The following is an 8,997-nucleotide window of genomic DNA, read 5'->3' on the forward strand; positions in this document are numbered from 1 at the left end:
ATGAAGCAGACGGAAGCATAGCGGTCGACATCTACAAAATAAAGAAAGACGGCAACAGGGACAGGTTGCTTTACCAGCGGAAGTTTGACCCCGATGTAACAAAAGAAATCCGGTTGTATGGCAGAGACGGCGAAGATGTATTTTCTGTAATGGGCAGCCACTCCTCCCCCATAAAAGTGAGAATGATCGGGGGCGGCGAAACAGATAAGTTCGAGGTGGATGAAAACTTCTCCAACCGGGGCAAACTTTACATTTATGACCGCTCTGACGAAAAAAATATTTTACCGAAGCGATCGCTCGCCCGCATCAAAACAGCAGCCGACACGACCGTTAACTACTTTAATCCCCAGTCCTTCAAGTATAATATTCTGCTGCCGCAGGTGGCAGTCGGCTACAACCTGGACGATGGCGTGCTGCTGGGACTAGGGTTTTCCTATACCCGGCAGGGCTTCCGGAAAGAGCCCTTCGCTGCCCGGCACAAACTGATGCTGGGACATGCATTGGCCACCAATGCGACCTTTTTCCGGTACTCGGGCTATATCACGGACGTTTTCGGCAAGAACAGCCTGAGCATCGACGTGGACGGCAGGGCACCGAACAATACGAGCAACTTTTTTGGGGTCGGTAACGAGACGGAGTTTGTAGAAGTAGGCAGCAAGCCGATCCGGTTTTATCGTACGCGCTACGATTATATCACATCGCAGGTGAAGCTGCACCGCGCGATCGGGCCGCATGTAAAGCTCAATGCAGGTTTGGCTGCCCAGTATTACAAGAACGATGCGGGGGAGAATGAAGGGCGCTTCATTACGATTTACAACGAGCTGAACCCCTCCGAGCGTGTTTTCTCCAACCAGTTTTCGGCAGGTATAGTGGCCGGCCTGGAGGTAGATACCCGCAACGATGCCCTTCTGCCCACACAAGGCATTTACTGGAACACCTCGCTCACCGGTATGCAGCAGCTGAACGGGGATGAGTCGAGTTACGGGCAGGCCCTGTCGGAATTCAGCTTCTACCTCAATACAACGGCCAATGGCAACTTCGTCATTGCCAACCGGATCGGCGGCGGCACTACCATCGGAGATCCGGATTTTTACCAGCTGCTATACCTGGGCGGCAACAACAGCTTGAGAGGCTTCCGCAATTTCCGGTTTGCCGGGGAGAGCATGCTCTACCACAACCTGGAGCTACGCCTGAAGCTGTTTGACTTTACTTCCTACTTATTCCCGGGCTCCTTTGGGGTGCTCGGTTTTAATGACATCGGCCGGGTATGGGCAGAAGACGAGAACTCAACGAAGTGGCACGACGGCTTTGGCGGCGGGGTCTACATCATCCCGGCCAAGCTGATCCTGCTGCAGGGGGTGGTGGGCTTCTCTGAAGAAGATGTGCTCCCGTATGTATCGGTAGGGTTCAGGTTCTAAAGTGAACCGGACGAAGGTATAGCAAACGGCAAAACTGAACCTGCCCGGCCCGGATGTTCCCGGGGTAAGGCAGGTTCAGTTTTTTTCTTCCGTGTCCGGAGTTTTCTTCAGGGCAGTATCCCGGTTGTTGTTGGTGAGGTAAAGCGTCTGCGCCGGGAAAGCAAACGTGGTGCCACCTGTGCTCACCGCATCCATCATGTCTAACATCAGGTTTTCCTTTATTTCCAGAAACTCATTGAAATCCTGGGTATAAATGTAGGTGAAGACCTCGAGTTTAAGCGCATCTGCTCCGATTTCTATAAAACGCACGCGCGGGTCTAGCGCTACTTTGGGATGCGCCTCCAGGATGGAGCGGAGCGCCCCCAGGATCGTGCGGATCTGGTCCGGGGAAGTGTCATAACGCAGCCGGATAGTGGGATTCAGCAGGTAGCGGTCCCGGTGGGCAAAGTTCTCAATCCGTTGGGAGGAAAAATCGCCGTTGGGGATGGTCACGACGGTGCGTTCATTGGTGCGGATGCGGGTAGAGCGCATCCCGATCTGCTCCACCGTTCCTGTTGTCTCTCCCACTTTGCAGAAGTCACCCACACGGATGGGCTGGTCGGCAATGAGGGACACGCTTCCGACAAAATTCTCCACAGTTTTCTGTGCGCCTAGCGCCAGCGCAATACCGCCTATACCCAGTGCTGCCAGTCCTGCCGTGACATCCACGCCAAAGGTGCCCAGTACGGCGATTACAGCCAATATCAGAAGGGCGATCTTGGCAAAACGCCGCAAAAAAAGCACGACTGAGATGGCAGAGAAGTTGCCGCGCCGGATCATAAGCTTTTCGCTGAAACGGCCCAGTACATCCACCAACTGCCACATGAGAAGCAGCACCGCAACAATGCCGACAATCAGGGTGATTTCGCTGAACCGCTGCCGCACGATAATGGAAATCCCGACTTCCCGGCTGGTAGCGACCAGGATCAGGGCGGCCAGGTATAGCCGTACCGGCAACGCAAAAGCTTTGATGATACCCAGCGTAGGCTCCTCTGTGGACTTGTGCCAAAGGAAGCGGATAATGAAGGTCAAAACAGTAGTGATTCCCCAGGCAACCAGGTAGCCCCCGAGGGCTATGGCCAGCATGGCCAGCCAATGCCCGATCGATACGCCGCCCCATTTGTGTCTTTCCAGGAACGAAGGCAATACTTTGTCTGTAATGGCAGTCGTGACCACGGCCGTAGAGTCCGGAATGCGCTGGACCGTCTGGGAGGAGAACAGCCACAACGGACCGCCCTCGGGCCCCTGCGTCTTTTCAAGAAATACATCAAAAGTTTCCCCGTTGATGTCCGCCGAGCCCACGCGGTCCAGGTTTGGTCCCAGGTTATCGTCTGTACGGCCTTCCGGTTCGTTGCTTATTAAAGATAAAGGGGAAATATGGCCCTTCTGGTCGAGCAGGCGCTGCAGGGCTTGTGCCAGCCTCGGGCCATCCTGATTTTCCTGTAAGGTGGTATCCAGGTTTAGGTATAGCGCTGCCCGCGCGTAATTCTCGTCTGCTACTGCCTCGATAAAGCCGTTTACGGTGCCCCGCGGGGTGCGTCTGTCCAAGGAGTCGGCAGGCCATGTGGTCTCCAAAGCTTCCTCGATCGCATTGGTCGTATCGGCAGGCTGTTCCTGGGCCTGCGCGGGAGTAGCGGGATATAAGAGAAACCACGAAATACAGAGCAGGAAAAGCAGCCAGGCAGGACGGGTAAGCTTGTTTAAAAAGGGTTTTGATGAGGAGATAGGTTGGATAAGAACCATAGTGAATTTTCAGGTATAAGCAATCCGAAAGGGTGCCTTGCAGGCTTCAGCCCTGGTTAAAAGTATGTTGCGGGTATACTTCTTCCCATCCTGGCGTCAGCACCCCGAGCGAAGCTATTTCATTTTTAATTTAACAATGGGTTATACGCGCCAGCCAAAGCATGGGGTTTGCAATTCGGAAGGATGTAGCGCATACCTGCAACTGTGTTGTTGGGCTGCCGGCGTGGCTTTTCTCCCGGTAGCGGGTTCATGCAGGCGTTCGGGAGCGTATTCCTTAGAAGTTGTTACAAACTGATTCTGCCAACGGCACTGCAGTGATCCGGACACGGCAGCGTTAGAAAAGTGAACGATCGGCTGAAACAGTTGCAGGCTACCGTGAGCCTGCACGCGCTTCGAGCAGCGGCAGGAAGTAACTGTGCAGCCATAATAACAGAAGGCGGGGCGCCTGAACATTAATTATCCTGACAGGTATAGGAAATGAAGTGAGCGGCTGCTTTTGCTCTTTCTCTGGTTCTGGGCGGCCGTTTTACCGGAGAAAAGTTTAATCCCCGGCTATACCTGGTGCTTCGTGGCGCTGTCGGAACAGAGGCAGAATACGGTGGCCATTTTAACTTGTCCCCTTGCTCCACGCTTTCGTAAACCACCTTTAAGCGCTTGCTGTTTGCGGGTGCTGCCCCCGGGAAGCTTTTTACAGGCCGTTCGGGCAGCGTGCCGGTAGAGAAAAATCGACGTATATAGCCTGAATTTTAAGATTTTGTTGATTTTATGGTGGCGAATGTGTTACTTTGACATACTAGTTTGTTTAAACAATGCTGCCCTTTTTAAGATTTCTTACTTCTTTTTCAAGACCGATCTCCGGTTTTGTCGCAGCGTCGCATCACGTAACCCTGAGTGATGTGCTTAATGGCTATTGTCTTTTTTTCTACACAGTTCCGAAAGATTTCATCAAGTAGACTGTAAACCTTCGGGTTTCTTTCTCTTTTAGCAAAAACACTGGAAGCAGCATGTTTACGTATGCTGGTGCTTGATTGCTTTCTTTTATTTCCAGGAATCACGTTTACAGCCAATCCGCTTCATGCGCGCATGAAGTCATACATAAACTTCAGTCCAAAACTTAATCATATGAACCCGATCTATTTAACCCAGAAAGATTACGAACGCCTGCACAGCGTGGTGCAGATAGAACGCCAGACAAGAGGCCCACAAGCGGTAGAAGCGATCAGCGGTGAGCTGAAGCGCGCAAAAGTGGTGGCTTCGGAGAAGATTCCCAAAGATGTTGTGACCATGAACTCGGTGGTGCGGCTCCGGGAAATGAAAAAGGGTGCCGAACTGGAGATCACGATCGTGTATCCCAAAGATGCGGACCTGGCCCAGCGGCGGATCTCAGTGCTGGCCGCTGTCGGGACGGCAGTGCTGGGCTGTAAAAAGGGCGATACCGTGGAGTGGCCGGCGCCACAGGGTACTGTCATTTACAAAGTAGAGGAAATTATTTACCAGCCGGAAGCAGCCGGAGATCTGAATCTTTGATCTCCGGAAGCATAGCACAAAAATTACTTTTAAAATAATACTCATTAATGGGTTTCTTTAATTTTATCACGCAGGAAATTGCCATCGATCTGGGCACAGCAAACTTTCTGATCATCCACAATGACAAAATCGTGGTGGATGAGCCATCCATTGTGGCCTATAGCCGCTCGTCCGGAAAAGTGATTGCGGTGGGGTCGAAGGCAATGCAGATGGAGGGCAAAGCGCACGAAGACATCCGTATTGTCCGTCCTTTGAAAGACGGAGTTATCGCCGATTTCCATGCTGCCGAGCATATGATCAAAGGCATGCTGCAGATGTTTCAGGCCGGAAAAAACAGGTTGACGTCCTCTTTCCGGATGGTGATCTGCGTTCCTTCCGGGATAACAGAAGTAGAAAAAAGAGCCATCCGCGACTCAGCCCTGATCGCGGGGGCAAAAGAGGTATACCTGATCCATGAACCCATCGCGGCGGCCGTGGGGATAGGGCTGGATGTGCTGGAGCCAAACGGACACATGGTCATCGATATCGGCGGAGGCACCACCGAGATTGCCGTCATTGCCCTGAGCGGCATTGTCTGTGACCAGTCTATCCGGGTGGCCGGCGATAATTTTGATTCCGATATTGTCCACTACATGCGCCGCCAGCACAATATCATGATTGGCAAGCCCACTGCCGAGCGTATCAAACTGGCCGTAGGGTCGGCCCTGCCCGAACTGCAGGAACCTCCCGAAAATGTAGCCATCAAGGGCCGCGACCTGATGACCGGACTGCCCAAACAAGTAGAGGTTTCCTATACCGACGTGGCCCGCTACCTGGACCGGTCCCTGTCCAAGATCGAAGATGCCATCCTGAAGACGCTGGAGATAACGCCTCCGGAGCTGTCAGGCGACATTCATCAATCGGGTATCTACCTCACGGGTGGGGGCGCACTGCTTCGCGGCCTGGACAAACGAATCTCCTCCAGGACAAAACTGCCTACCCATGTGGTGGAAGATCCGCTTCGTGCCGTGGTGCGGGGAACAGGCATCGCGCTGAAGAATATCGGGCGCTTCCGGTTCCTGATGCGGTAAATTTTCCGGCTTGGCTATACCTTTAAAAGAAAACAACTCCGTGCTCCGCTACCCGCACTTCGAAAAGGTATACCTGAAAAGGGAGTTTGGCAGCGTGCAGGGAGGAATGCCTGCGTTGATTTCAAAAAATTACTATTACTTTTGAAATCAACCCGGTACGGCTCCCTCTTGGGTTGAGGCAAATGCTGTCCTGGGTGTTAGTACCGGAGTGCAGGAAGATGCCTGTAAGGTAGCAGGGGGCCTACTACCCAACAAAATAAAGACTATGTTGAAGTGCCTCGTATACCTGTTGCCATTCAGTTTGCTCCTCCTGCTGGCAGGCTGCACCGGGAAAATGAAAAGTCAGACAGCCAGCCCGGTTGCCGGCTCTGACACCGTGCAGAATTTCAATGCTGACTGGGAATTCGTACGGGACACTGACACCCTTAACTTTGCAACCAGGCTACTGGACAAATCGGATCAACAGGTCAGGTGGGAGCAGGTGTCATTGCCGCATACAGCCCGCCTGGAGGCGATTCACAAAACAGAGCAGCAGTGGCAGGGCACGGCCTTTTACCGGAAGTTCTTCACGCTGCCGGCTGCAGACAAAGGGAAACACATCGCCCTGCATTTTGAGGCAGCCCTGCAGGTGGCCGACATATACCTTAACGGAAAGCACGTGTTCCGGCATGTGGGAGGCTACCTGCCTTTTTACATTGATATATCAGAGCACGCCAACTTTGGCAAAGAGAACGTGCTCCTGGTCAGGCTGAACAACGAAGACAATCCGGTCGTAGCGCCAGGCAAGCCACTGGCCGACCTGGACTTTAACTACTACAGCGGCATTTACCGGAACGCATACCTTATCACCAAAGATAAACTCCACATTTCCGATGCAGTAGCAGCCAACCGGGTAGCCGGCGGTGGCGTGCTGCTGCAATATGAGCGGGTAAATCCGGAGGCCGCTACGCTGCTGGTGCAGACGGAGGTGAAGAACGATCATCCGGAGCAGCGCGAAGCCCAGCTGAAGGTGATCCTGTCAGATAAGAACGGGCAGGTTGTAGGACAAACGCTTTCTGAGCCGTTGGCCGTGCAGCCGGGAGAATACGGAACCTTCAAACAAAAAATAAACATCCAAAAACCGGAGCTCTGGTCCCCTGAGCAGCCTTACCTGTATACCTTATCGGTTGAGCTGTTGCAGAAAGGGCAGGAGACAGAGCAAATGAGGCTACAGACCGGTGTCAGATCGGCCCGGTTTGCGTCCGACGGTTTTTACCTGAACGGCAAAAAGCTATACCTGCGGGGCACGAACCGTCACCAGGAATATCCCTACCTGGGCTATGCCCTGTCAGACAACGCCAACTACCGCGATGCCTGGAAGATCAAGCAGGCAGGCTTTAATTTTGTGCGCCTGTCTCACTATCCGCAGTCGCCCGCTTTCATGAAAGCCTGTGATGAACTGGGGCTGCTGGTAATGGACGCTATACCGGGCTGGCAGTTTTTTGGCAACAAAGAATTTCAGAAGAACAGCCTGCAGGACGTGCGGGACATGGTGCGCCGCGACCGCAATCATCCTTCCGTTATACTGTGGGAAGCGTCCCTAAATGAGTCCGGCATGACAAAGGAGTTTATGCAGCAAGCCCATGAAGCGGTGCACCAGGAGCTGCCTTTTGAGGATGTCTATACCTGTGGCTGGATGGATGATGCGTACGATGTGTTCATTCCGGCCCGCCAGCACGGAAAGGCTCCGGATTACTGGAACAAGTATACGGGCAGGCCTTTGTTCATCGGGGAGTATGGCGACTGGGAATATTACGCCCAGAATGCGGGCTTCAACCAGAAAGAATTTGCCAACCTGAAGGAAGAGGAGCGAACCTCCCGGCAACTGCGCGGCGCCGGCCAGAAACGGTTGCTGCAGCAGGCCCTCAACTACCAGGAGTCGCACAACAGCAACCTGCAGGGGCCAGCCGTAGGAGATGCCAACTGGCTGATGTTCGATTACAAGCGCGGCTACGCAGACGATATCGAAGCTTCCGGCATCATGGACATCGTGCGGCTGCCCAAGTTCGCTTTCTACTTCTACCAGAGCCAGGCCGGACCTGACATGGCGGAGCAGGCGACGTTTGGCAAACCCATGGTATACATTGCCAACTACTGGAACGACCCTGCCGAAACCACGGTGAAGGTATACAGCAACTGCGAGGAAGTGGAACTGCTGCTGGATGGCAAAGTCATTGCGCGCCAGCGCCCGGACAAAGACCCGAATTCCTCTCACCTGCTGCGACCGCCCTTTACCTTCCAGGTGCCCCGGTATACCCCCGGCACCCTGACGGCAGTTGGCTATATCAAAAACAGCAAAGCAGCACAGGCAGAACAACGCACTCCCAAAAAGGCAGTGAATCTTACGTTACACGCAGACCTCAGCGGTAGAGCATGGCAGGCAGGTGTGAATGACGTCGTGTTTGTATATGCCAGCATCACAGATGAGAACGGAACCCTGGTGCCGGACGCTGCCAATCGTATCTCTTTTCAGATTGAGGGTGACGCTGAAATTGTGGGACCACACACAGTGCAGGCCGAAGCAGGTATAGCAACCATCCTGGTAAAAGCCGGCAGGCAGGGTGGAACGATCACTGTAAAGGCCCAGGCAGATGGATTGGAAGCAGGAAGCTATAGAATAGAGGTAGTCACAGCAACAATATAAAAACCTGGTTTTGAGATAGATGTAAAGGTATGCCTTTGCGCAGGCAAGCGTAACCTGATGTACTTTTAGAGGGACTCCGATGTTCTTCAGGTATAGATTCCACAATGTGTAAGGGCAGGTATAGCAACTATACCTGCCCTTACACATTGTGGGTGTTTATGAATTCCTCTGAGGCTAATTATAACTGAGCAGGGGAGTGGTATATCTATTACTTCCTCATCACACCTCCGCCTACTGTTACGCTCCTGCTAAGCCAGCGGCATAAAATAGTGCTGGCTATACCTGGTCCAACCACCCCTGACTCTCCTTGTCCTTATCGAGGGCCCCTACCCCCAGGAGGGGAGCCTGCTAGCTGCTTTGGCTCCAGTTCTCGTTTCATGGCAGGCGTACAATCATCCCTCTACTCCCTTCGAAGGTAGACTTTTCGATTACATCACCAAGGCTGTCATTTCGAACGCAGTGAGAAATCTGGATCATACCCGTAGTCTGTATCAGATTTCTCCCGTTGGTCGAAATG

5 protein-coding genes are annotated in these 8,997 nt (G+C 53.1%); 4 read left to right on the forward strand and 1 reads right to left on the reverse strand.

The genetic code is table 11. The annotated features are described in order from the left end of the window. Nucleotides 1–1,418: BamA/TamA family outer membrane protein (locus OB13_RS09865; RefSeq protein ID WP_461489997.1), on the forward strand; the 1,418-nt coding region annotated here is incomplete at its 5' end. Nucleotides 1,419–1,493: 75 nt separating this feature from the next. Here OB13_RS09865 and OB13_RS09870 read toward each other — a convergent pair. After that, nucleotides 1,494–3,200 carry a mechanosensitive ion channel family protein gene (locus OB13_RS09870; protein ID WP_461489998.1) on the reverse strand — a complete coding sequence of 569 codons (1,707 nt, stop codon included), beginning with the start codon at nucleotides 3,198–3,200 and terminating at the stop codon, nucleotides 1,494–1,496. A gap of 1,122 nt (nucleotides 3,201–4,322) precedes the next feature. On the opposite strand from OB13_RS09870, the gene rnk reads away from it, so the two are divergent. The 3 genes from rnk to OB13_RS09885 all read left to right on the forward strand — a co-directional run bounded on the left by rnk (nucleotide 4,323) and on the right by OB13_RS09885 (nucleotide 8,480). Beyond that, nucleotides 4,323–4,727 (forward strand): nucleoside diphosphate kinase regulator, encoded by a 405-nt coding sequence (gene rnk, locus OB13_RS09875; protein WP_461489999.1) that lies wholly within the window; start codon nucleotides 4,323–4,325, stop codon nucleotides 4,725–4,727. A 47-nt stretch (nucleotides 4,728–4,774) separates the two neighbouring features. Then, nucleotides 4,775–5,797: a rod shape-determining protein gene (locus OB13_RS09880; protein ID WP_461490000.1), complete on the forward strand. Its 1,023-nt coding sequence runs from the start codon at nucleotides 4,775–4,777 to the stop codon at nucleotides 5,795–5,797. Between the two features lie 265 nt (nucleotides 5,798–6,062). Beyond that, nucleotides 6,063–8,480: a glycoside hydrolase family 2 protein gene (locus tag OB13_RS09885; protein ID WP_461490001.1), complete on the forward strand. Its 2,418-nt coding sequence runs from the start codon at nucleotides 6,063–6,065 to the stop codon at nucleotides 8,478–8,480. Nucleotides 8,481–8,997: the final 517 nt, after the last annotated feature.

It is taken from the genome of Pontibacter sp. HJ8, assembly GCF_054824225.1.

What these genes read in the sequence shown, in the direction of transcription:
- OB13_RS09870 (WP_461489998.1), bottom strand. Translation starts at nt 3,200, where the DNA reads ATGGTTCTTATCCAACCTATCTCCTCATCAAAACCCTTTTTAAACAAG.
- rnk (WP_461489999.1), top strand. Translation starts at nt 4,323, where the DNA reads ATGAACCCGATCTATTTAACCCAGAAAGATTACGAACGCCTGCACAGC.
- OB13_RS09880 (WP_461490000.1), top strand. Translation starts at nt 4,775, where the DNA reads ATGGGTTTCTTTAATTTTATCACGCAGGAAATTGCCATCGATCTGGGC.
- OB13_RS09885 (WP_461490001.1), top strand. Translation starts at nt 6,063, where the DNA reads ATGTTGAAGTGCCTCGTATACCTGTTGCCATTCAGTTTGCTCCTCCTG.